The organism is Paenibacillus hemerocallicola, from assembly GCF_006265175.1.
In the GTDB taxonomy this organism is placed as follows: Bacteria; Bacillota; Bacilli; order Paenibacillales; family NBRC-103111; genus Paenibacillus_AB; species Paenibacillus_AB hemerocallicola.
This window is the reverse complement of sequence record NZ_VDCQ01000062.1, coordinates 12,605-36,081: the sequence shown is the minus strand read 5'-3', so window position 1 is coordinate 36,081 and position 23,477 is coordinate 12,605. Positions and strand designations below refer to the sequence as shown.

Here is a 23,477-nt window from a genome sequence, read left to right as displayed (position 1 = left end):
CCTTCCCGCTATGGCACATATTCGCTCATTTTCATGCCGGAGGCAGCCATCCGGGCGCTCGCCGCAGGCGTAGCGATGCCGAGCAGCCGGTCGATATCGAACATCCCGTCATAGGGATAAGAGATATCGAGCTCGATTCCAGCGCCCCGCAGCACGGGTGACGACGGATCGGACGCGTTCGCGCCGTTTGTCGCCGATACGGAATACCACAGCTTCCCCGTCTGAAATCCGTGCTGCCGAAGCCGCTGTCTGGAAGCTTCCATTGCCGCTTGATCCACATAGCCGTGGGAAGCGTTCGCTCCGACCTCCAGCATATAATCGACTTCCTTTTGCAGCATGGCCTGCCTGAACAGGATGACGTGCTTGTAGGTAGGCGCGAACATCGCCCAGCACAGCATCCCGGCAAATAAAACAAACACCAGTATTTGCTTCATAGTTCGTTTGCCACGATCATGGATTGATCGATTGGATCGTTCCGTTCATCCTGCCGCCTGTCGATCTTACGCTTTGTTCCATCCCCGTGCCGCCGCCTATCGTCGAGGTATAAATGGCGATTACGACAGTGACCAGCATGACGGTAACCAAGATGTGCCGCATGACGGAGCCTCCCCCGGATGGTCACGAGCCCGGGCTCAAGCTCGTAATGTCCAGGTTGGCGGTATCTCCCTTAGTCTTAATGTTGTTCCGCATTCCGGTATTGCCGCTATTAATAATCGAGGTAAACAGCAGCGCCATTACGATCATCATCATGACAGTCATCAAAATATTTCTCACAAGTCCATCTCCTTTTTTTGTATGGTCGATCGGGAGCGACGGACGCTCCGCTCAATTCAGCGCTTCAAACAGCTTCTGCCCCTCCTGCACCCACGGATAAACGAAAATGCGGAACGTATTCAATATCGGGATGCCCGCTATGACGAACAAGACGTACGAGGTCGTTTCCTTGCGGCTGTCCTTCGCCATATCCAGCTTTTCCTTGTAATCCTGAATCCGCTCGCGCAGCAGCGAGTAGTAGCTGTCATTTTCGTTCATCCTCAGCGAATTGATCGTTTCGGCGAAGCTGTACGCTTCATCGGTGCCGAGACGGCGCTTGAACCGCTTGATCGCCTGCTCCGCGTCCTCGTACCATTCGTTCAGCAGCAGTTGGAGGTCGGAGCGAATCGCCGTGCAAAACGGGATGCACCGGCTCAGCTTGGCATGAAGGCCCATTTTCGAGCCGCTGTAGTACAGAAGCTGGTTGCTCAGCGTATAAATTTCTTTCATCATTTTATGGGAGCGGTATTTCCCGAGCGATTCCAGCAGCGTTCGGTCGAAGCCGAGCATCACGATGGCGATCATTCCGGCGGCCGCGATGTAGACCGGTTCGATCCAAGGCAGCCTCCAGGAATGCTTCATTCCCAAGTAGCCGAACGCCGACAGCAGCACTCCGGCCAGCATGGCAATTCTTCGTATCAGCTCGTACAGCAGCGGATCGATCCGAAAGCCGCTTTGCAGCAGCAGCCGCTCTTTTCCTTCCGCACCGGCGGTCGATCCGGTTATACCGAACAGCTTCAGTACGAACGGAGGAATCGTCCTGCGACCAATGAAACGCCTGAGGGCGAGCAGCGGCCAGCGTCTTCGCCTCCGCGGCCAAGAATGAAATAAGAAAAATAATGACGTAAACAAGGCTGCGAACAAAGCGGAGTTGGCAACCGCCTGAAGCCAATACAACTGCTGGGACTCGATGACCATCCCTGTTTCCCCTCACATTCTCCGGATCGATAAATAAATGCCCATCAGAAACGACGCAAAAATAAGCAGCAGCCCGTCCAGCAGCATATTCCGCCCTGCCGGATCGACGACATAATACAAATAGGCGTTTTCGGCGTTGATTTTGAAATTGATAAAAAGAAACAGCAGTAGAAACAAAATGGACGAGAAGTTGGCAAGGCGTATTTCCAGCAGCCGGTTCCGTTCCGCCTGGTCGGATCGCTGCGCCCGCCGCATGTCGGCAATCAGTTCCTTCAAGCTGCCGCACAAATCGTTCCCTTCGGTCAAGCCTACGCGCAAAATGTTCGCAAAATAATCGGCCCATATATGGCCCAGGCTGATCGAAAACACGCGCAGGCTATGCTCCGTATCTCGGCTCGCCGTCAAATTGCGGTACAACTGCTCGAAAACCGGCTTCATCGCGGACTGCATCCGGTTTTCCTCAAGCGTCACTTTAAGCGCGGTACGAATGTTGCTTTGACCGGATGCGATATAGTATTGGTAGAACAGCTCGACCGCCGGCAAAAAATCGAGTCTCGCCTTCATCTGCAGTCCGAGCAGCCGCATCCGCAGCAAAATATACGGCAATAGGCCAAGCATCCCTCCCGTCGACAAGACGCCTTTGATATTATGGAAGCAAACGAACCCGCCAATGATCCCCGTCAACAGCAGCAGCATGGAAACGAACAGGAACGTGCCGATATGGTACCGGGCCTGTATCGATTCAAGCAAATCGTTCAAATGTCCGTACAGCCGATTGTATTTGGACGCCAGCTGCGCGACGCGGTTGGCGAACGTCCCCCGCTGCACATAGTTCAACCGGTAACGTGCCGCCGAGCGGCGGATAAGCATCTGCAGCAGCCGGTATAGGAACAAATAGGCCAGCATAAACAGCAGCAGTAAAAAAGCGCCCTTAGCCAAAATCAGCATCGCTCGGTCAACCCCATCTTCTCCATCACACCGCAGTCTTCCGGTCCGTACTTCATCATTCGCTTAACCGCCCGACTCGAGAAAGGCTGCGGGTACGTCCACGCCCGGCTAGCGAAATCGAAGCGAACGATGTCCCTTACCTTCACTTCCCCATTCTCGTAAACGTATTCTCCTATCCTCAGAAGCTTGCGCTTGCCGTCGATCAGCCCCATCTCGATCCCGATTTGGGTTACATACTCGGTAATCCGCTTGGTCAGACGCGCAGGGCTCATCCCTCTCCCGTCGAGCATGCACATATCGGCGATCGCATCCGGCGCGTCCTCCAACTCGTTGACATGGACCGATGTAACGCTTCCTTCATGTCCTCTCGTGCATGCCCGAACGTAAACGTTGGCGTCATCGTCGCGAATTTCGGCGTGACAGATCCGTTTTGGGGACTGGCGCAGCGCAAGCTTGAACGCCTGATTGCCGGAGTGAACGGAGTCGTCTTCGCTAACCTCGTATTCGATAATATTTTTATTCGGGAAATCCCGTTTCAGCATAAGCTCGTGCCGCGTCTCGATCGTCACGATCCGTTCGTGGTCCGGCAGTTCGGCGATCATCGCCTTGATCAAGTTCGTCTTGCCGGAGTTCGTCGGACCGATGACCACCATATTGAAGCAGCAGCGCAGCAAGCACAGCAGCACCGTCCGGATTTTATCGTCCATCGTTTCGTAGTCGGAATGGCACAACGTGTGCAAATTGAAATATTTCATCGTATAAAATCGGATCGTCATCGTCGGCTCGGCCGTAAAGCCGAAGCCGGTCAGCGTCACCCGCGATCCGTCCTTGAGCGACACCTCCGCCCACCGCTTGCGCGGATTGATGACCTCGTTGTTGAACAACACGAGGTTTTGCTGAATCCGTTCAACCTCCTTCACATGTTGGAACTTGTGCAGGGAAGGGATCGCTTGGCCGCCTCTAACCTCGAATATATCTCTGCCGACTACCTGGATCTCTTCGAGCCCCTCCCTATCCTTCAGCAGCAGCTCCAGTACGTTCATGCCGATCACCTCGGCAAATACGGCTTCGGCCAAAGTCGCATACCGCCGGTTCGGAGGCACGATATGGTTCATTCGGCGTTTGGCCAACTGGTCGTTAATGATCGCGATAAAACGGACCCGCTCCTCTTCGAATCCGAGCACCGCTCGGTTTAACGACTCGCTGTATTGCTGCCGCTCTTCCTCCGTCCTTCCTCTCGAGGCGACGAGAACGCCGCGAATGTCCTCGACGCACCTCTGAAAATCGGGATGCTCGTCCTCCGGCTGCGTCCATGTCTCTATCGCTCCGGAGGTCGGCTGCTTCGCCTCCTCTCGTCGAAGCATGGAATAAGCGAGCACCGAGAACTTGCGTTCCGTCAACTCCCCCATAGAGTCCGCCCCGCTTTGCCGGGCTTTGCGAACAACCGGGCGAACAAACGATTAACCGGATGGGAGCGCAGCTGCACCGCCGTTTCGAATCCGCATAACGCCGTCAACAAGGATACGATTCCGACGAGATCGCGGCACATCGGATGCTGGCCTAGAAGCACGTCAAGCAGCTTGCCCTGATTGACCGCTTCCGTCAAATCCGCGTATTTCCCGACTTTCCCGATAAAGGAAAGGCCGGTTTCTTTGCGGATGTCCCTCTGCCGGATGCCGGCCGAATTACCGTTCTTGTCGGCCTGGGTCAAGACGAGATCGAACGAGTCGGCATTCAGCCCGATAATCGGACTAAGCCCGCGCAGCCAACGATCCGTATCCTCCTGGAAATGGGTCAGGTCCGGGGTCGTCACCAAAATGCGCGATTCGGCCTGAAGCAGGGCGCACACGGTAGCCGCATTGTCCCAGTATGCGTTTACCTCGACGATGCAAACGTCGAAAGTCCGCTTCGCCGTCTGCAGCAGATGCTCGATGTCCTCCGCGGTGAAAAACTCGGCCTGCTCGCGCAGCTGGTTGCCGAATAATACGCGAAGATTCGGCACTCCTTTCACCGTTTCGCAATAGGATCGTAGCCGTTCGGGGCGCAAGCTCCGGGAACGGATTTCGGCGCGGAGCTGATCGAGGCTCGCCTCCGGCTTCTCGATGCCGATATACCGGTGCAGCTTCGAGCTTTTCAAATTGAGACACAAGTAAGCGACCGACCGCGCCGTACGGCAAGCCAATCCGACCGCCGTACCGAACGAAACGAATGTCGTACCGATATTCGGCGTCGATCCGACAAAGACGATGCTTTTGCTGCCATTCTCGGCAATGTCTCCGCGATTTCCATAAAACCGCTGAAGCAGCACGCCATTAATACTTTCCCTGGTCCGGTGCGGGAGCACATAGTGGATTCCGTTTACGATGCAATATTTGATCCACTTTCCGTTTTCGTTCGCGTCGTGACGATCGGACAACAAGACGGTAAAGACCGCGCCGGGGCAAACCTCCTTCACTTGCTCGACATAGTCGCAAAATCCGGCAAGTCCGAAATAACGGTCGGACAATACGATGTGATCGAATACGAGCGCTTCGAGCGAACCGCTCAAGGCGTCCGGTTGCTGGAACCAATGCAGCCGATCCTCTTCCCGGACTTTTCCCGACACCCAATCCTGGACGAGTACCTCGTCCTGCGTTACAAATGCGATTTGCACGTACGATTACCTCCTTCCGATTCCGCCTGCCGTCTCTTCCGTAAGAGACGAGGCGGATAGCGCGATAACGAGCTTTGCCTTCTTGTCCCGGCACGCTCGGTCGATCGCAAGCCACTGCTCTTCGGTCAAGTTCAAATTGATCTGATCGATCGACCCGTTCGCCTCCCGGCGGGACGCATACATTTTCTCCGTATCTCCGTTCACCCGCGAATACAGATTGGGAGACTTCGGATTGTCCACTTCGACATTGGCGGACGATTTCACCGACGCGACCGTAATCTCGGACCCGAACAGGCGTCCGGAATCGCTGTCGACGCCGGATACGTACACGTTCACCTTGTCCCCGGCACGAATCCCGTTGGATACGGATAAAATGTAATCCTTCGGAATTTGAAACGTGGACTGGCCGCGCGAAGGCAGCAAATGAAACTTGTCCACCTTCCATGACAGGATCGGCTCGTCCGTTCCGAGCGGAACGACAGATTCCAGACCGGCCAGCTGCGCCAAATCCGTAAACATGCCTTCTAAGAACGAACCGGCCATGACCGGCTTGTAGGTCAGCATGTCGGCTTCGATCATGGTTCCGGCCCGGATAAAATCTTTCGGAACGACGACGCTCACCGTTTTTTGCAACTCCACCTGCTTCAGCTGCAGCTTGTACACGCCATAGACAAGAAGCGCGGCCAACAACGCGGCAGAGCAGCTGATCAGCAGGTTTCGTTTTTTGTTCACCGACGCATCCCCCCGTTACGCCGAAAAGGACGCAAACGGCCGGTTTCCCGGTCGCCTGCGTCCTTCGCAAACGTTGCTTCGCTTTATGATTAACTAAACATATTATAACATTAATGTTTAACTTTGTAAACTATTTATTGCCGGCGATGTACCCCGTATGCATCATTCGCATTGCCGATAATCGTCACCGGGACATCCTCCGTTCTGACTACTCCATTGGCATAGAGGATCCGGAAATGGATCGGCAGCGCTCCCGCGGGAATGCCTTCGGTAGCGGACATGAACTTGTCGTCGAAAAGTGTTCCCTCGAAACGGGTCGCATCTGCACCCGAACGGACCAAATCAACGCTCGCCACAAGTCGATTACCGTCGATCCCGATCGTATCGATCCATGCCGTCGCTTCCGCTACGGGGGCAGGCGAGCTTGTCGTTCCGACAACGAATGTTTCGCCGGAATAAAAGTCTTTCGGCACGGTCGTCGTGTTATGGCCTTTATCGTTATGAATAACCAGCCACCCGGGGGTATGGTCGACCCGGGATCGGATCGTTAGCGGCGCAGCATCCAGCACTTTCGTTACAGTGCTTGAAGCCAAACCGTCGGATACGGTCAAAGTTACGGTATACGGTCCGGGCAGCGCGAAATGCTCGGCAACATTCGGCGTACTATATGCGCGGATAATGCCGTCAGGGGTCCGGATCTCCCACGAGTAGGTCAGAGCGTTGCCGTCGGGATCGGTCGACAAGTCGTTCAAGTAGACATGATCGCCTTCCCATATCGGTTTGGGCGACCAATCGAAACCCGCTACCGGCGGCCGGTTGACCAACAGCCACTTATCCGACGACCATCCGGACCACACATATCCGTCATGCACTCTCACCCGCACCCGGAGCTTTTGCCCGGCCGGCAAGTCAGTGCCGACAAGGTGGCTTTGCGTCGTGCCCGAGGTGTTTTGCGACACCTCCCCGGAATCGTACACGACAGCCGTATTGGCCTCATTGACTACATGCACCTGGTACTTCAGGAATATCGTACCCGGATCCGGATCGCCCTGATTCCACGTAATGGTCGGCGTCGGAACCTCGATCGTCGGACTCGCCTGAGTTCCCGACGGATACGTGACGTCTGCAGACGGCGGCATGTTGATCAGCATCCAGCCGATGTTGGAGTACGGAGACCACTCATATCCGTCGAAAACTCTTACTCCGACTGCGAGAGGAACGCCGGTCTGGAGATCGGCCGTCACGGTCATACTCTGACTCGTCGATTGGGTCCACTGGCCGCCGTAGTTTTCATAGACAAGATAGCCCATGTTCGTAACGACTCTGACGTGGTATTGTTGGAAAACCTCGCCGTAGGGCAAATCCGGATCGTACTGGTTCCAGACGATCGTCGGTCGTCGGTTTCCTTGGATGATAGTCGGCGCGGCCGCCGACTGGCCATCCGGAAACACTAGCGCTGCTGTCGGGGGGCTGCTGACGATCATCCATCCTATATTCGACCAGTCGGACCATAGTTCGCCGTCGCTAACCCGAACCTGGACCTGATATTTCTTCCCTACCGGTAAAGCTGTTGGAACAGGCCATGAAGCACTATTGGACAAGGTCCATTGCGTCCTTTCTCCTGTTTCCAGCACGATCGCACCGGACTCGTCGGCTATCTTCACATGATAACCTTGAAAAATGGTTCCCGCCGTGTCAAGCTGATCCCACGTTATGGTCGGGACAGACGTATGGATCAGATTTGGACTCGCTTGCGAGCCGTTCGGATACGTGAGCGTCGCCGTCGGCCGGTTGTTGCCCGGCGGAATAACACCGACATTCACGGTCGTCGTTACCGGATAGCTCCATGCCCCGTACTCGTCCCGAACCATCAGGCCCAGCGTGTACGTACCGGTTTCCGTCGGTCTCGTCATTTTGGATTCCGAATACTGGCCGCTTGGGGAAATGGAATAGTATTTCCGTTCCATGATGCCGCGTGTGGCGCCGTAATCGATGCCGGTCGAGTCGGGAGGCGAATAGTTCGACGCGTTGATCCAACGGTCGGGATCGTAGCTGCCGTCGCTGTATCCGATCGTGCCGTCCCCGTTCACCCATGCCGACATGACGGCGACCGGCCTGCGGTGGACAATGAGCCGTTTGGCGAACGTGTTCGAGTCTTTCCTGTAGCTGTCGAAGATGCCGCTCGGATATGGATGCTCCGGATGCGGATCGTCGCGGGCTTGCAGTTGAATCGTGTATAGGCCGACTTTATCGAAATATTGCTGCGGTCCCGTAAACGATTGTCCATGCATCCCGGATACCCCTTGGTTGTTAAAAAACTTCGGACTATGGTACATCATCCATCGGAATGCCCCGGACATCGGATCGTTCTCCGGATCGGTGAAGGCGATATTCTCATAGCGCGCTTCCGCCCGGGCCTCTCCGTCCTCCCAAATCGCGTATTGCGTCATCCATTCGATGTTTTGGGTCGGAACGGATTGCATGCCGACGCCTTTAAAGCTGACGTACGATTTCGTCGTAAACGGTCCGAGCTTGCCGCTGGCGAACGTGCCGTCCGTCGCGGACAAATACGGAACCCCGTTCAGCGTGACGGCGATTTGATTGCCGGACATGCTTACCTTGAACACGTAATCGGCCGACGGCTGAAACGGATACGGAATGCTGGCGAGCACCGCCCGGCTGCCCCCGATGTACCGGGAAATGTACAAGGTCGAGGCGTCGGCTTCGACCGCGTACCGGTTCGTCGGATCCTGCATGCGGAATGAGAAGCCGGCCAAGCCGGTATCGATATTCGGATGCCGCATCGTCATCGTGTACGTCAGCTCCGTGTTGTCGTACGACGTGCCGGACATGAACTGCCCGAGCTGGAAACCGTTCCGGGTGACGTCCTGCCTCGGCGTGCCCCGAGCCAAGTAAAGGGCGCGATCGGGGGAGTCGAAGCCCTGACCGCCTCCGCCAGTGACAGTCTGCTTGTACACCTGAAAGATCCCCAGGAATACCCCGTCCGCGACGTATTCCCCACTGACAAGGGTCGACGTTTTTTCTTCGTCGGAGAAACCCAAATCTTTGCGATTCACCAAGTAGGTTCCCGAACCCCAATTCCGGTACGTCCCGGCATCGCCGGTGATCGTATCCGGAGCGCTATTTAACGGCCCATAGCCGCCGTTGGATAATATATTGAATCCGGAACCCATGTTGCTGATCGGCGTTCCCGGCCACCAGGACAGCGCGCCGGTCGCCCCGTCGAGCAGCTCCTGATAATTGTTTACCGTCGGGGACGTACAACCGGTCGAGCAATAGGAGAATGTATAGCTTCGCGTAATCAATTGGTTCGTCACCGGGTTAAACGCCGCGACTTGCTTGGCCTCCCAATTGGTACTGAATATGGTATCCGGATCGCGGTAAAATCCCGTCCCGTTCAGCTTCGTCATCCAAGCCAAATTCAAATTGCCGTCTACCTTGAAAGCGTAGTAGTCCTTGTTATAGAAATTGGTCGCACTTGGCGTCTTGCACTTGTTGAAGATGAAGGAGAAGTACTCCCCGTCGAGCCCTCTGTACAATCCGGTTGGGCGGTCGAACGTGCAGGACGCAGCTCCGTCCATGCTGGCCGGGAACGTGAGCGTATTTTTGCGCACCGTATTCCCTTGCGGATCGATCTCGATTTGCTCGATTTGGTAATTCCCGCCGTAGCTGTACGTATCCCTGACGCTCAGCATGACCAGATTTTCGCCCTTGTCGAACAGGGTAAAGTACTTGCTCTGCTTGCCCGTCTCCAGAAAAGGAACTCGATTGGTTCCGGCGACGTCGGCATTGTTCGTGGTTACTTTCAGCGCTCCCGTGTAGGAGTCGTACACCAGGATTCGGGCCATCTGCTCAGCGGGAAGATCGCTGCCCCAGTATGGCGCTGCAACCATACAATCGCAACCGGATCCGCTTTCCTCGTCGTAGTAGTCAAAATATTCATAAGCAGCCTTGTATTTGTTGCCGCCGCCGAGGAACTTGTAAATATTCTCGCCCGCGACCCCGAAGCCCATGAACGTCGAATATGAGTAAGTGTATGTCGTGAATCCTTTCGCGCCGGTGTAGTTGCCGTTGTTGATATTGGCGATATTGGCCTGCAGCGTCGTATAGTCCGCGTACACGGGAACCTGATACGAAATCGACGTATAGTCGCCGTTAGCGTTAAGGATATAGTCATACGGGTCATCTCCGTTCGGCCACGTATGCTTCAAATACGTTTCAAACGGCGGAACGCTGACGGTCGTTGCGGCATACTTCGGCATTTTGCTCAAGTTGTACCCGTAGAGGCCGGTCGATGTTCCATCGCTGCTTACGGTATCAAAGATCAGATGCGTCCGGTTCGTTTGGACGATATTGCCGTACTTCGCCGGCGTTAACGACGTCACCCCGCCAACGGTTGACGGTACGAGTACCGGCTGCATCGTCGTCGTATCGACCGTATCGATCCCCTTGTACGGTGTAATCCGGTTCGCGCCGAAGCCGTTGTCCGAATAATAATTGAAGTACGGACGATACGTAGTCTGACCGTTGCCGTGGTAGTACTGCGACGAAACGTCGTACTTGCGCTCCATGCCTTTTCCCAAGCCGGATGCCAACGCACCGTTTTGAATGCTCCAGGAATGCAGACGTTTTGGCAACTGGGTGTTCGTGTTCACGTCATACAGCGGCCACGACATCATCATTTGCGCGCTGAACGTCGACGGAACGTCCACGTCGGGCTGCTGGTTTTTCCCGAAGATGTCGAACGAAACGGTCGGAGCCAAATTGATCGTATCCAGCACAAGCAAGCTGACCGTTTGCGTGGCCGAGGCGTCGGCGCATTTCCCGTACTCTTCGCAAACCGTCACATCGAACAAATATTTGCCTACCCGGTTCGGCGAGAACGAAGCTTTCTCCATCGTCCCCCCGAGCCATTGCCATCCGTCGTCCTCGAAGCCGTTGTTCGCGGCGTCGTACTTGAACCGGTACGAAGCCGATGTCAGGACGTCCGAATCCGGGCTGTACGATTTGTTGAACAGCTCGTATGTGTGCCCGCGAAGCCCGAGCGGCGGTACGTCGACCTTGCCGACCGGCGGTTGATCCGGCTTGACGACGATCGGGCAGTTGGCCGGAGCGAGCGATTTCAGCCCTCCGCTGTCATACACCCACAACTGTACCATGGCGGTAAGGTCCGAATCCGTCAAATTGCTGTAGGAGGTTTGTTTGTTTACCCATTCGTCGCGGCTATGGTTGATGGTCGATCCGGACGGGCTGTAGCTGTACGTCGAGAGAAACTTCGACTGATCGACCGGACGGTTCGCCTTGACCGGCGACGGTGCGCTGCACCACGCGATAGGATTCGGCGGAATGACGTTTAGAAACACCATCCGGCTCGTCGCTTCGCCTCGTCGGTCCGTTCCCGTAACCCGGATCGAGAAGTTGCCGAGCTCGTCTGCTTTGATGTTGTAAAAATGGTCTTCCCGTCGATCAAAGCCATATTGGGCCGAGAGTCCTTGAATCCAGCTCGTCGTGCTGCCGGCGAAATCCCAATTCCATGTGATCGGGTAGTCTTTTTCCTCATCGTACGGCGACGGCGGTGTCGAGCTTGGGTCGTCAATAATCCGCAAGTTTACATGCGATCCCAAGATGACCGTAGACACCGGATCGGTCCCCGTCCGGTTGTTCTCCAAGAAAAACCCGGCCCGGAACTCCGGAGGCGTATTCGGCTTGTCCGATGGCTGGATGACCAACGGCTTCTCGTTGATCCAACCCGTATCGCCGCAGCTTGTGTAGATTTGTAGCGCGACCATGCTGGTACCTATGGACAGGTTGTCCGGATAGGATGGATACAGGAATGATGTTGTCGTCGTACGCCCGTTGATGTTGTTCGTCGTCCAAGTAACTCCGTTTTGTATGAATCGATATTGATGATAGCGGTACGTGCAACTGCTCGGAATTTCGAAGTTTTTCGGTACGGCTTGAAAATTGTCGGTATATCGGATAGTCGAAGGAACAAGATCAAAATCGCCGTCTATGCCGATATTTACCGGAAACTCATATTCGGCGTAATTATTCAGTTCCCCTCCGCTATCCCCTTCATCAATAGCCCCCTTTCCTGTCCCATAGTCTACGTAGAGCCCGAATCGGAGCTTCTGCGGACTTATTGCCGTATATGTAAATGTGTCTGTTAAAACCTGATCTTTATTTATTGAACTGAAATGCTTATCGAACACCGTACCGCCGCTGCTAATATGCTTGACGATGACTCTGAATGGAGTGTTGGTTATCGGTGTCCCCAAGTTTTTGAATTTAATGGTGTACGTTTTGAGCTCGTCGAGTTTTACGCTGCCGGTTGTGGTGATGCCGTCCGGGAGTAGATCGGGTTTGGCTGCGGGTTCGTATTCTACTTCTAGGGTGTAGGGGTACTGGTAGGTGACGGCTTCAACGTCTACGGTAAAGGCATTGTAGTACACCATTAAACTGGCGCCATAAGCAGGAAGAGGTTTGGCGTATGGTGATGCTTGCATAAAGCTTTGGGTGAACCTTACTACGATGCGGTTATCCGGAGTTAGTCCTCCGGGATTGGCATTGATAGTAATCGTGGACGAGTCCACAGATCCGTCAAGGTCTTCGTTATCGGGTCCGGGTACATCTTCTCCGTCAATGACCTCGGCTGTCACTGTTGCATTAGAACGATTCACGACATCGGTAAGGACCGCAAGTCGATCGGCCGTTACAAACTCTTTTTCCACAGGACCAGTCGCCGAAAGTTTCGTATCGATGCATCCAGGAAAAGCCGGCATCCCGAATTCGTCGATGAAAGACGAATTCAAATCTGTTGAACGACAGGTTCGATGTTCTCCATATTCCGTATAACTGTCGTCCATGCGATCAAAGTCTGCGTGCCAGTAATCATCTCCGCTTGCTTTCGCATAGCGATACCAAGCGTAATAGCTTTCCGTGGTTTTGTTTTCTTTCGAGAAGATTTGAACGGGAACACCGGACAGCGTTTCGGCGACAGTATACTGCATCAGTCCTACCGCTGTGACGAGATCCTTGACTTTCACATTATTATTGAGGAGAGTCGCCTTCCTAATGACATAACCGGCCTTTCCAATCTCAGTATTCGTGGCCAATCTTTCATATTTACTAAACCGCTGATCGTCTTGCCAGCTGTCTTGCGTCACATATGTAAGTGGCAAGGTTTCCGCCCAAACCGTTGATGTGGAAAATGGCGATAACAGAATTGTGCCGATAAAAAACAGAACGAGTACAACGGCTACACCTGTGAACCATTTCTTTGACAACTTCATCTCTTCTCTTTCTCCCTATTCACTTCGTTTGACCGGTATAGTCCAAATAAGCCTCTTATCGTACGTGTTATTCGGAGGAATGGCTGAAGATTGTATGCTCACAAAGATGTCGTCTCCCGTCTCCGCGTTCTTCGAAATGACTGCGGCAGGAAATTTACCCTTCAGGAAATCTTGGTACGAAGTCTGTGAAAATGCGGACAAATTCCCTTTTCTTTCTTCCTCGAAATTGGGTTTAAAACCGGTAACAGAATATAGCATATAATCGTATCCAGTGCTGTAGGTTTGAGGATCATGATTATATACGACTCGACTTTTAAAATAAAGCAAATAGGCACCCTTAAGCTCGCTAACAGGTTGTGCTTTGGCTGCCCTAAGATTCAACCACTTCAAATTCGAAATATCTACCATGTCCCGGTGTGGATCGTCTAGATCGTCCAGATCGATGGCGATCAAGGCGTCCAGTTCTCCTCGGTAATTGCCATCCGGGGTCTCGACAAACATATTGTCCGGATTCCATTTGCTGGTCGGGCTTACTTTCCCAAAAAACTCCGGCATCACCGTAAAAATATTCGTCTTATGCCACGCCAGCTCCGCCCGATTGACGGCGTGCTTATCCACCTCCAGCTTACCGCCGCCGTTGACTGTCAAAATGCGCTCGATAACCGTGACTGACTGCGCCCGTGTAGTCGCTTCACTCTCCCCCAGCTGCCCGCCCGACAAGCCTTGAATAAGACCGGCTTTGGCGGCCAAGTACATCAGCTCGCTGTCGGACTTAGCGGCATCCGGCTTCTGCAGCTCCTTGTCCGTCGCTCGCACGATCATCCGGGACATTTCCTGCCGCGTAATCGGCGTGTTCCAATCTCCGCTGGAAAAGTCGCTCCAGCGGTGGATGCCAGCGCCTACGGCGACGTTGACGTAAGGAAGGTACCATTCTCCGTCACTCGCTTTTCCATTGACGGAAAGCTTTAACGCGGTGACAACCATCTTGACGAATTCCGCACGCGTAACCGACAAGTCCGGTCGAAACGTACGATCCTCGTAACCGTCGACGTACCCTTTGCCGACCGCTTTTTCAATCGATTCCTTCGCCCAATGAGCTGCGCTATCCGTAAACGGATTCGGCTCCGCACTCGCCGAGAAGGATACGAGAGTCGCTCCTATGATGAATGGCCCCGCTATTTTTCTCAACATCATTCATTCCCCTTTTCTTGGCAACGGTTTTAAAAGTAGTATCACATAATGGCTGGTTATCCGTCCACAATTTCCCACAGCATTTAACCTAACCAACCTTTTAACCCGTAAAATAAAAAACGCCATTATCCGCGTTCATTCGAACGCAGCATAATGGCGGTGCTTCCGCAGCAAGCAATATTATATTCCAAAAAGTAACATATATTGAAATGGCTTGTCAAGCCATAAACGGGGTTAAGTATCGGATTCCCGCGCAAAACGCCCGATTCATGATTCATCGGCAGACGGGAAGGCTAAATATAAGGGAAGCTCTTTACCAGAAGAGGAGGAATGTTCATGCCTTGGAACAAGCGCGATTATCCCGAATCGATGAAGAATCTGGACGGGCGTGTACGCGGCAAGGCGGTGGAAATCGCCAACGCTTTGCTGGAGGACGGATACGAAGAAGGGCGGGCCATCGCCATCGCCACCGCGAAAGCGAAGGAATGGAACGAAGATCACCCGAAGCATGATACCGATGAAAGCGACAATGGAACAGGGAAGCGTTCCGCCTCGTCCCGCTCCAATCTCCATGTCGTGCCGTACGAGGACGGGTGGGCGGTTAAGGAGGAAGGCAATACCGAACCCCGCTTCACAACGGATACGAAAGAGGAAGCCGTGAAAAAGGCGCAGCAAATGGCCTCGGACGCCAACATCAGCGCCATCGTTCACCGCAAGGACGGTACGGTCCAAACGTCGCACAATTACTCGTAAAAAAGGCGGACAAGGTAACGGGCTTCGGCGCCGATACGCCGATGAAGCGCCCCGGCCAACCGGAAGAGCTGGCGCCGGCCTATGTCTATTTGGCTTCGGACGATTCGTCCTAAATGACCGGCCAGTTTCTGCATATCAACGGAGGGGAAGTCGTCAACGGCTAAACCGTTCCATTGTTAGTTTCTCTCCCTAAAGTCCTAAAAGAACAATAAAAAACCAACATGCCGCGTTCGCTTGAACGCGGCATGCTGGCGTTGCCTTCGCAACGAACCCGGTCCGTCAGTCGAACCGGAACCCTTGCTCCTCCAAATATGCCCGCATATAAGCACGGGCGGGACGCTTGAACTTGTCGGCCATTTCCTTCGACCAGGTCGTATCCCGTTTCCCGCCCGTCCGCTCGATATAATAGTCCCGGGTCCTCCGGTCGTATTCGTCGATCGACTCGGCCTGAGCCGTCTCGTCATACGTTTCGCGATGCAGCACCGCACGCAATGGAAGACGGGGCCTTACGCCCGACTCGTGGTCCGGGTAGCCGAGACACATGCCGAAAACCGGATAGACGAGCTTCGGCAAGTTCAGCAGCCGGGTCGCTTCCCGCAAATTGTTGCGGATGCCGCCAATATACACGATGCCGAGGCCGAGCGACTCCGCGGCGATCGCGGCGTTCTGGGCGGCCAACGCCACGTCGACGGTCGCTACGATGAAATTTTCCATCGTACCGGATACCATCTCCACGCCTTCCCGCTCGCAAGCGAGCTTGTCCCGGCTCAAATCCGCGCACCAGACCAACAGCACCGGGCATGACTCGACATGCTGCTGATTGCCCGCGACTGCCGACAGTGCCCGTTTCGTCTCCGGATTCGTCACGGCGATGACGCTATAGGCTTGTACGTTGCTGGAAGTGGACGCCATCTGCGCGGAACGGACGATCGCTTCCAGCACTTGCTCCGAAACCTCGTCGGGCTTGAACTTGCGTATCGATCGGTGCCGCTGCAGCAGCCTGGTTACATTATTCATAAATAATCCTCCGCCTTCTCGGGTACGCCGAGTCCCCGTAATATAAATACGGCCGCATCGCGGTACATATTGTCGAAGGTCGGGACGCCGTCGCTCAAAATGGGCAAAAAGTAGTCGGTATTTTTATGGAACAGCAGCGTCCCCATCACGAAAAACATCGTATTGTCCAGCGAACGGAATTGAAAGACGCCGGTCTCTCTTCCTCTCTCCAGCAGCTCGCGCACCTTCAGCCATACCGGAAATATATTTTGCTGGATCGTCTCGACACGCGCGGATTGCTTGAAAATCTCCTGTTGAATGATCATGACCAGATCCGGGTCGTTCAGCCGGAAACGGGTCACTTCCTCCACAAGCTTTTTGATGCCGATAATGGGGTCGTGAAAATAAGGCTCATACGCCTCCATACGGTTCCCCGGAAAAAATGTTTTAAACAACGCGACGAAAACATTGTCCTTGCCGCCGAAATGGTACGAGACGAGAGCCACGTTGGCCCCCGCCTCATCGCATATTTGACGTACCGACGTGCCGTCGAACCCTTGCTTCGCGAACAGCTTCTTGGCAGCCAGCAAAATTTTCATCTTCACATCGGGATCCGTTGCAGACATGCGCATCTCCTCGTCCTATGGCGTCCATGAAGCGATCGTGCCTGTTGTCCTGTTAGGACCATTATGGCTCGTTCCCGGTCAATTCGCAAGCTTCGGGGAGACGGACGCGACGGCGCTTGCCGCGGGAGCCTTCTCTTTACGCAGAGCAGTGATGAGCAAACCAACGGCAATCGAGCAAAGCATAACCGTCACGAGTCCCGCTGCCGCACCGCCCATGCCCGGACCGCCGAACAGCAAATTCATATTGCCTTCCACTGCATAGGTAGCCGGCAAGAAGCGGCCCAAGTCGTAGTAAAAGTCCGACAGCAGCTCCCGAGGCACCATGGCTCCGGACGATACAAGCTGTGCGGATAGCATAATGATGTTCAGCAGCATGCCTGCATTGCCGAGAAGCAGCAGGAACAGCTGGGAGAAGAACATAAATGCGAGCAGGCAAAGCGTCTCGAAGCCCCACAGCGCCATAAATCCGTGCGCCGATTGTCCGCCGAGCAGCATGACGAAGGACGAACCGACCAGAGCGGTAACGACCGCAGCAGCAACGTTCAATATCCCTCGGGCCGCGAACTTGTGCCAACGCCCGACCTTCGGACCGATCATGACGGAAGCTTGCTGCAAATTCATCCCCATGATCATGGAGCCGACAAAAGACGCGAGCACGAGCATCATCGGCACCATCTGATTGTTCATGCCCGTTACGGGGTTCGTCGATTGGACGTTGGCCGTTACTTTCTCCGACAGCGCTTCTGCCGTGCTCTGCGCTTGTGCGGCCGGTACGTTCATTTGCGTCAGGACGGCTTGCGCGCCGGCCGCGACAGCCTGTTTGTTTACGGCAGCCGTCACGTTGGCCGCGACGCCGGACATTACGCTTTTGATCATGGCCGGATTGGACTCGTTGACCCAATATTGCAGTTCGCTCTTCTGACCAGGCGTCTGCAGCCGCTTCGAAAAGTCGACGGGAATGTGCATGACCATCTGTACGTCCCTGTCATTCAGCTTTTGTCGGGCTTCGTCCACGGAAGCTTCGATCGATACTTGGAACGGCAAGCCGCTTCCGATCTGTTCGGCGATTTGTTTCCCGAGGCCGGCGTCCTCGTTGACGATGGCGATTTTCAAATGCGACGTATTGTCCGACACCCCGTCATAACCCGTCATCCAGACGATGCTGAAAATGAGCTGGAACATGATGGCGGTGGCGATGCCGATCTTCGTCGGCGTCTTTTGCAAAAAAGCTTTCAAAGCGTTCCCCATTGAATTCGACTCTCCTTTTTTCCATTTAAACATTTGTTTAAATTAAACATTTGTTTAATACAATAGCAGCAACAATCTTCGTTGTCAATATGTGCGAGCATGCGGGCTTTATAGTACAACGCCCCTGGATGAAACGGGTTCTCAATTGTTTCCCAAAAGATAAGCGTCACTCCGTACGGTGCGAAACCGTTTATCAATCGATGGGCAGGCCAACCCTCGTATACCGGCTGACGGATACCGGCAATGAATTTTTTTGGTGAATCGATTGTTGGAACTGCACCAGCTTGGTACAATGATAGTAATATTTGGTACTCCTTCCATTAGGTCGATGTTTGTCCGCAGACCAAATTTCAATTTTCTTATGATCCCATTTAAACGACTTGGAGTACCAAAGGCTACAATACGTAAGAGGAGTGTGAAGATTATTGAAACATTTTGCAGTAACCGTATCACTAGTCCTAACCGTAAGCTTCATAACCGGATGCTCCGTATGGCCGGACAAATCGACCTCAACCGTTCCGAACGCCAAAGAAATCACCATTGTTACGATGGATTCAAACGCCAAGAACCGGATCAGCGCGTTCGAGAATAGCGCCAAGCAGTTTGAAGAAGCGAATCCGGGGGTCAAAGTAACCGTAGAAAAGCTCGCTACGCCAAAAGGATACAGCGCGGCTCTGATGGAAAGGGCACAGGATAAAAAACCGATTGATCTCATCTACAGCAATTATGATCGTATGCTAATCGAGCAAAATACTTTTGCCGACCTATTACCCATGTTTAAGTCGGATAAAATGACTACGGACGACCTGTACGAGAAACTCGTTGAGATGTCGACTGTAAAGGGAAAGCTGATCGGGATTCCTCTGAATCCGCTGCCGCTTGCCGTATTTTACAACAAGGAATGGTTTGACAAAGCCGGAATGCCATATCCAGGCAAGGAGTGGACCTGGGATCAGTTTTTGAATCAGTCGATTAAGCTGCAGGCGGCTAATCGGGTCGAGGGGAAAGAAATATACGGGAGCATCGTTCCGATGGACCTGCATACGTTCGAGTCGCTCGCTCAGAGCACCGGACAAAGCATTATAGCACCCGAGGGGAATCGGGTTAGCGGTTATTTGAACAGCAAGCCGGTGGTAGCGGCATTCGCCAAGCTGCTGAGCCATATGAATACAACCAAAGCGAGCAAAGGCGTTTCCGCCGTCGGTGCTCCGGTTTATAACGAATTACGTGCATTTAACGCAGGCATGGGCATTTCTGTGACAAATATGTTCTCTCCTCTAGAAAGCGTTCAAGCAACGGCAGGAAAATTCGGTATTGCCGGATTGCCCTATTTGGAGAAGGGAGCAAAAGCCAACGCGGTTTATTATAACCTGCTGACCATAGCCGAAAGCTCCAAGCAGAAGGAGCTTGCCTGGAAGTTTATGAAGGACGTCATCCTGAACGGAGACAGCCAGTTCCAGAAAGATTGGGGGAAGGCAGATATGCTGACCGTCAAATCGGCCATACCCAAATCGGGACAGCTTAAATTCCCGGGAATGGATATATTGATCGACGAATTGAATTATGCGGTCAAGCCGATCGTCTATCGGAACAGTGCTCTCAGCGGGGTCAAACTGACAGACAGGAGCCTCCTGACTGCGACAACCGAGGCTGAAGTCATGGCATCGTTATCGGCGCTTGCCGAGGAAGTTGACACACAGCTAAAGGATATAAAATAAACGGCGTAAAGAGCGGAGCCGTGATGAATGTCTTGCTTTGGCTTATGAATAAGATGTTTCGAGTGGACCTCGACCAGACTTAATGTCGTATTATCGATACGGCATTAAGTTTTTTTCTAATCGAATAAAATACCGCGGATAACTGACGCGTCTGCCGGAAAGGGCAAAGCGAATAGGCTCACCGCTTGCCTGAGCCGCTCACCGTCGTACGGTTTCTCCCTTTGGACTTCGATTCATACAACGCCCGGTCCGCCTCTTCGATCAATCTGCGATAATCCCCATTGTGCGGCCACGCCGTAGCCGTGCCCGCGCTGATCGTCACATGGCCGAATCGGGACGATTCATGACCGAGACGCAAATCGTATACCGCCCGATGCAAATAGGCCGAAAGCTTCCTGACGCCTTCCTCTTCCGTCTCCGGCAAAATGACGACGAACTCTTCCCCTCCATAGCGGGCGATAAAGTCTTTCGAACGCTTCAAGCTGCTGCGGAGCGCCTCCGCCACCGCCTTCAAACATTCGTCTCCCTGCTGATGGCCGTACGTATCGTTGTACAGCTTGAAATGGTCGATATCGATCATGATGATGGACACGCAGCGGGCATTTCGTAGAGCCCAGTTCCATTCTTCCACGATTTTCGCATCGAACGCCCTCCGGTTGGAAACGCCGGTCAAGCCGTCCAGAAACGACAGACGCTCCATGACTTCGTTTTTGCGCTCCAGCTCCTTGCGCTGCGCGAATTCGACGATTTTATACCGTTCCATCACATACCCGACTACGGCCGCACCGATCAGGGAAGAGAACAAATACAAATTGCTATTGATGTATGCCAAATAGGCGGTATCGTCCCGGCCCGCCTGAAACGGCTCTTGGACGATGCATACCGTGACGGCGTAACCCGCCACCAAAACGACGGAAACGGCTGTTGCCTGGATCCAGCGCAAGCCGAGCAGCGTAAAGTTGCCGAATATGATCAGCATCAGGCCTGCAAAGTAAAAATAATTCGCCGGCTCCTCCGGCCGGAGCACGGCCAGAATCCCGATCGAGCCGCTGCCGGAAACGAGTTGTACGACGCACATGATCGACTGCAAATGCTTTTTGAACAATTGGGTAAAAGTCAGTCCGTAGCTGACAAGGATGAACGGGACCATAATCCCGTAGCGGATCCCCCATAACTCATGCTTGGACATCGGTGCCGCCCATATATCGTCGATCCCGAGCAAGCCGAACAATACGAGTGAAACGATCAGCCCGAACCGAAGGACCGACAAATGCTTGGAAACGTAATAATGGCCGAACTCTTCCTCCATATCGGGCTCGAGGTAAAGGTTGAACCGTTTTTTCAATGCGTACAGCCAGCTATTCAACCCATACCACGCTCCGACGAAGAATCATTTCGATATATACACACGAAAACCGGGACCGCAGCGGTGTGCGGTCCCGTATTTCATTCTATTTGACTTGTACGTACGCCTCTGCTGCGCCCGACTCGACGGACGTTCCTTCCACGATCGTCCACTTCGCCCGATCATCCGGAGGCAGCCATTCCACCCTCGCGTTCAGAAAGCCGCGCCGATTCAAAATATGGTCCAGAAAATCGCGGTGATAGCCCGGCACCGTCACGTTCCCGTCGATCCCGTCCAGCTCGATCCAATGGGCCGTCTGCTTCTCCGGCTCCGTCGTGGACAGCGCGCCGTTCACTTCGTGGGCGATCAGCAGAAAGCATACGGAATGATACCCGATTATATTGTTCAAGAACGTAATAACGCCGATCATCTCCAAAGACGACACTTCCAGGCCCGTCTCTTCCCGCATCTCGCGGACGCACGCTTGCTCGATCGTCTCGGTCGGCTCCACGTGACCGCCCGGCGGGATGAACAGTCCGTATGTTTTATAAGCCGGATTCAGCTTCTTGATCATGGCGATTTTGCCGTCGCGCATCGCGATGCACGATACTTGAACACGGACCGAAGACATTGGATGCGTACCCCGCTTGTCGAGTGATCTATTTTCCAAACTATCCAACATCATTAATTCTACGTCTGCGGGTCAAATCCTCTTTTTATTTGAAAAAACGGTCTATCGTTTGAATCCGGGCCGATCCCGTTCTATTTCTCATTCCGTCACGCGGGAGCTTCCACGATCTTCATCAAATTCGTCGCCCCGCTTCGACCGACCGGCACGCCGGCCGACACGATAACCGCATCTCCCGGCGACAACGCTCCGCTCTTGACGGCGCTTTGCAACGACGATTCGAGCATTTCGTCCGTAGTAGGCGCCGGTTCGCCCTTTACTGGGATAACGCCCCATACGAGACAAAGCCCGCCCATTACGCTTTCGTTCGTCGTTACGGCGATAATCGGCACTTTCGGCCGGTATTTGGACACCATGCGGGCGGTAAATCCGCTCTCCGTCGGCGTCAATATCGCCTTCGGCTCTAGATCGAGCGAGGCGCCTACGACCGACTGGCTGATGACCTCGGTCACATTGGTCGGATGCAACCGGATTTTTTGCTCGAACGATTCGCGGTAAGGCAAAATCGTCTCGGTTTTCTCGGCGATGCGCGCCATCGTGGCGACCGACTCCACCGGATATTTGCCCGCAGCGGTTTCCCCGGACAGCATGACGGCGTCCGATCCGTCCAGTACCGCGTTGGATACGTCGCTCGCTTCGGCGCGCGTAGGCCGCGGGTTGATTTGCATCGATTCCAGCATGTGCGTGGCCGTTATGACCGGCTTCCCGGCCGCGTTGCAAGCCCGGATCATCCGCTTCTGCACGAGCGGAACGTCCTCGACCGGAATTTCCACGCCCAAGTCTCCGCGAGCGACCATAATGCCGTCCGATACCTCCAATATTTCGCTCAGGTTGTCGACGCCTTCTTCGTTCTCGATTTTCGAGATAATCCGGATATGTTCCGCTCCGTGCTGCTCCAGCAGCTCGCGTATTTGCACGATATCCGCAGCCTTGCGGACGAACGAGGCAGCAATGATATCCACCTTCTGCTCCACGCCGAACCCGATATGCAAAACGTCACGCTCCGTCACGCCAGGCAGCGATGTCCGTATGCCCGGCAAGTTGACGCCCTTGCGCGGCTTCAGCTTGCCGCCGTTGACGACACGGCAAACGACCTCGGTACCTTCCGCCTGCTCCACTACCAGCTCAATGAGACCGTCGTCGATCAAAATGGTCGAGCCTGCCCGTACATCCCGCGGCAGCTCCGGATAGTTGACCGACACGCGCCGGCCGTCGCCCGTTATCGTCTCCGTCGTCAAAATGAACCGGTCGTTCTCGGCCAGCTCGTAAGACGGCTCGGCCAGCATGCCGATCCGCACCTCGGGTCCTTTAATGTCCATCAATACCGCTACGTAGGCTCCCATTTCCCCGGCCGCTTGCCGCACCCGGCCGATCCTCGCCGCGTGATCCTCCAGGCTGCCATGCGCCATATTCAGCCGCGCTACGTTCATCCCGGCAGCTATCATCTGCTTCAACACATCGACCGAATCGCAGGCAGGCCCCATCGTACAAACAATTTTCGTTTTGCGCATAATCGTTTTCTTCGTTCCTTTCGC

At 54.1% G+C, this 23,477-nt stretch carries 18 protein-coding genes and 1 pseudogene; 3 read left to right on the top strand and 16 right to left on the bottom strand.

Annotated features, from left to right (window positions below; genetic code table 11):
* Positions 1-8: 8 nt before the first annotated feature.
* The 10 genes from FE784_RS31410 to FE784_RS31375 all read right to left on the bottom strand — a co-directional run bounded on the left by FE784_RS31410 (position 9) and on the right by FE784_RS31375 (position 14,568).
* A complete protein-coding gene (locus tag FE784_RS31410) occupies positions 9-434 on the bottom strand; it encodes a hypothetical protein (RefSeq protein WP_139606222.1) in 426 nt (141 codons plus the stop codon).
* 16 nt (positions 435-450) lie between these two features.
* A complete protein-coding gene (locus FE784_RS41240; protein ID WP_176706663.1) occupies positions 451-597 on the bottom strand; it encodes a hypothetical protein in 147 nt (48 codons plus the stop codon).
* A 21-nt stretch (positions 598-618) separates the two neighbouring features.
* Positions 619-774 (bottom strand): hypothetical protein, encoded by a 156-nt coding sequence (locus FE784_RS41235; protein WP_176706662.1) that lies wholly within the window; start codon positions 772-774, stop codon positions 619-621.
* A gap of 51 nt (positions 775-825) precedes the next feature.
* Positions 826-1,731: a hypothetical protein gene (locus tag FE784_RS31405; RefSeq protein WP_139606221.1), complete on the bottom strand. Its 906-nt coding sequence runs from the start codon at positions 1,729-1,731 to the stop codon at positions 826-828.
* A 12-nt stretch (positions 1,732-1,743) separates the two neighbouring features.
* Positions 1,744-2,679 carry a hypothetical protein gene (locus FE784_RS31400; RefSeq protein ID WP_139606220.1) on the bottom strand — a complete coding sequence of 312 codons (936 nt, stop codon included), beginning with the start codon at positions 2,677-2,679 and terminating at the stop codon, positions 1,744-1,746.
* Positions 2,673-4,088, bottom strand: coding sequence for an ATPase, T2SS/T4P/T4SS family (locus FE784_RS31395; RefSeq protein ID WP_246132278.1), 1,416 nt, complete (start codon positions 4,086-4,088; stop codon positions 2,673-2,675). The genes FE784_RS31400 and FE784_RS31395 overlap by 7 nt, the downstream gene beginning before the upstream one ends.
* Positions 4,076-5,332 carry a CpaE/TadZ family protein gene (locus FE784_RS31390; protein ID WP_139606219.1) on the bottom strand — a complete coding sequence of 419 codons (1,257 nt, stop codon included), beginning with the start codon at positions 5,330-5,332 and terminating at the stop codon, positions 4,076-4,078. Before FE784_RS31390 ends, FE784_RS31395 begins: the two co-directional genes overlap by 13 nt.
* A 6-nt stretch (positions 5,333-5,338) precedes the next feature.
* Complete coding sequence (locus tag FE784_RS31385) at positions 5,339-6,064, bottom strand: CpaB family protein (protein ID WP_139606218.1); 726 nt, start codon at positions 6,062-6,064, stop codon at positions 5,339-5,341.
* Positions 6,065-6,198: 134 nt separating this feature from the next.
* Positions 6,199-12,816, bottom strand: a complete 6,618-nt coding sequence (locus FE784_RS31380) for a PKD domain-containing protein (protein ID WP_176706661.1) — start codon at positions 12,814-12,816, stop codon at positions 6,199-6,201.
* Between the two features lie 576 nt (positions 12,817-13,392).
* Entirely contained in the window at positions 13,393-14,568 is a 1,176-nt protein-coding gene (locus FE784_RS31375) for an S-layer homology domain-containing protein (RefSeq protein ID WP_218103840.1), read from the bottom strand.
* Between the two features lie 336 nt (positions 14,569-14,904).
* Here FE784_RS31375 and FE784_RS31370 point away from each other — a divergent pair, with 336 nt between their 5' ends.
* A complete protein-coding gene (locus FE784_RS31370; RefSeq protein ID WP_139606215.1) occupies positions 14,905-15,321 on the top strand; it encodes a DUF2188 domain-containing protein in 417 nt (138 codons plus the stop codon).
* Between the two features lie 5 nt (positions 15,322-15,326).
* Positions 15,327-15,434, top strand: a pseudogene (locus FE784_RS42170) (NAD(P)-dependent oxidoreductase); the annotation flags it as partial.
* Positions 15,435-15,600: 166 nt separating this feature from the next.
* Here the strand turns inward: FE784_RS42170 and nfsA are convergent.
* The 3 genes from nfsA to FE784_RS31350 form a co-directional block, all read right to left on the bottom strand.
* Positions 15,601-16,338 (bottom strand): oxygen-insensitive NADPH nitroreductase, encoded by a 738-nt coding sequence (gene nfsA / locus FE784_RS31360; RefSeq protein ID WP_139606214.1) that lies wholly within the window; start codon positions 16,336-16,338, stop codon positions 15,601-15,603.
* Complete coding sequence (locus FE784_RS31355) at positions 16,335-16,943, bottom strand: TetR family transcriptional regulator (RefSeq protein WP_139606213.1); 609 nt, start codon at positions 16,941-16,943, stop codon at positions 16,335-16,337. The genes nfsA and FE784_RS31355 overlap by 4 nt, the downstream gene beginning before the upstream one ends.
* Positions 16,944-17,021: 78 nt before the next feature.
* Positions 17,022-18,191, bottom strand: coding sequence for a YhgE/Pip domain-containing protein (locus FE784_RS31350; RefSeq protein WP_139606212.1), 1,170 nt, complete (start codon positions 18,189-18,191; stop codon positions 17,022-17,024).
* 425 nt (positions 18,192-18,616) lie between these two features.
* Here FE784_RS31350 and FE784_RS31345 point away from each other — a divergent pair, with 425 nt between their 5' ends.
* Entirely contained in the window at positions 18,617-19,909 is a 1,293-nt protein-coding gene (locus FE784_RS31345) for an ABC transporter substrate-binding protein (protein WP_139606211.1), read from the top strand.
* 178 nt (positions 19,910-20,087) lie between these two features.
* On the opposite strand, the gene FE784_RS31340 is transcribed toward FE784_RS31345, so the two are convergent.
* The 3 genes from FE784_RS31340 to pyk form a co-directional block, all read right to left on the bottom strand.
* Positions 20,088-21,275 (bottom strand): GGDEF domain-containing protein, encoded by a 1,188-nt coding sequence (locus FE784_RS31340; protein WP_139606210.1) that lies wholly within the window; start codon positions 21,273-21,275, stop codon positions 20,088-20,090.
* A gap of 85 nt (positions 21,276-21,360) precedes the next feature.
* Positions 21,361-21,885 (bottom strand): NUDIX domain-containing protein, encoded by a 525-nt coding sequence (locus FE784_RS31335; protein ID WP_176706660.1) that lies wholly within the window; start codon positions 21,883-21,885, stop codon positions 21,361-21,363.
* A gap of 146 nt (positions 21,886-22,031) precedes the next feature.
* Positions 22,032-23,453: a pyruvate kinase gene (gene pyk / locus FE784_RS31330; protein ID WP_139606208.1), complete on the bottom strand. Its 1,422-nt coding sequence runs from the start codon at positions 23,451-23,453 to the stop codon at positions 22,032-22,034.
* Between the last annotated feature and the right edge of the window lie 24 nt (positions 23,454-23,477).

What these genes read in the sequence shown, in the direction of transcription:
- pyk (WP_139606208.1), bottom strand. Translation starts at nt 23,453, where the DNA reads ATGCGCAAAACGAAAATTGTTTGTACGATGGGGCCTGCCTGCGATTCG.
- FE784_RS31370 (WP_139606215.1), top strand. Translation starts at nt 14,905, where the DNA reads ATGCCTTGGAACAAGCGCGATTATCCCGAATCGATGAAGAATCTGGAC.
- FE784_RS41240 (WP_176706663.1), bottom strand. Translation starts at nt 597, where the DNA reads ATGCGGCACATCTTGGTTACCGTCATGCTGGTCACTGTCGTAATCGCC.
- FE784_RS31405 (WP_139606221.1), bottom strand. Translation starts at nt 1,731, where the DNA reads ATGGTCATCGAGTCCCAGCAGTTGTATTGGCTTCAGGCGGTTGCCAAC.
- FE784_RS31375 (WP_218103840.1), bottom strand. Translation starts at nt 14,568, where the DNA reads ATGTTGAGAAAAATAGCGGGGCCATTCATCATAGGAGCGACTCTCGTA.
- FE784_RS31395 (WP_246132278.1), bottom strand. Translation starts at nt 4,088, where the DNA reads ATGGGGGAGTTGACGGAACGCAAGTTCTCGGTGCTCGCTTATTCCATG.
- FE784_RS31355 (WP_139606213.1), bottom strand. Translation starts at nt 16,943, where the DNA reads ATGTCTGCAACGGATCCCGATGTGAAGATGAAAATTTTGCTGGCTGCC.
- FE784_RS31350 (WP_139606212.1), bottom strand. Translation starts at nt 18,191, where the DNA reads ATGGGGAACGCTTTGAAAGCTTTTTTGCAAAAGACGCCGACGAAGATC.
- FE784_RS31410 (WP_139606222.1), bottom strand. Translation starts at nt 434, where the DNA reads ATGAAGCAAATACTGGTGTTTGTTTTATTTGCCGGGATGCTGTGCTGG.
- FE784_RS31400 (WP_139606220.1), bottom strand. Translation starts at nt 2,679, where the DNA reads ATGCTGATTTTGGCTAAGGGCGCTTTTTTACTGCTGCTGTTTATGCTG.
- FE784_RS31335 (WP_176706660.1), bottom strand. Translation starts at nt 21,885, where the DNA reads ATGTCTTCGGTCCGTGTTCAAGTATCGTGCATCGCGATGCGCGACGGC.
- nfsA (WP_139606214.1), bottom strand. Translation starts at nt 16,338, where the DNA reads ATGAATAATGTAACCAGGCTGCTGCAGCGGCACCGATCGATACGCAAG.